This is a genomic window from Corynebacterium sp. HMSC078A10, from assembly GCF_001811565.1.
In the GTDB taxonomy this organism is placed as follows: domain Bacteria; phylum Actinomycetota; class Actinomycetes; order Mycobacteriales; family Mycobacteriaceae; genus Corynebacterium; species Corynebacterium hesseae.
The window spans coordinates 76,374-76,615 of sequence record NZ_KV805217.1 but is presented as its reverse complement, the minus strand read 5'-3'; the positions used below and the strand labels follow the sequence as shown (position 1 = coordinate 76,615).

Sequence of the window (242 nt, the reverse complement as noted above, 5' to 3'; positions counted from 1 at the left end):
CCCCAGGGTGGGATGAAGCTGACCCCGGTGTTAAGCCGGTACATGTAGCCGCGCCCGGTAGGCCTTTGTGGGTCATCATCATTGATTCCGTTGTGGTAGGCGCACAGGAAGGTCAGGTTCTTGATGTTGGTGTAGCCTCCCGCCTGCCAGGGGATGAGGTGATGGACTTGGCAGTAGTCTGCCGGTTTATTGCAGCCTGGTCTAGAACAGGTGTGGAATTCAGCATGCAGGGTAAGGCGTTG

Annotated in this window: 1 protein-coding gene; it reads right to left on the bottom strand. The window is 57.0% G+C overall.

Features of this window, described 5'->3' with window-relative positions; translation table 11 throughout:
- Positions 1 to 242, bottom strand: a 242-nt coding sequence (locus tag HMPREF2808_RS13990) for an HNH endonuclease signature motif containing protein (RefSeq protein WP_246818555.1), incomplete at both ends; no start/stop codon positions are given.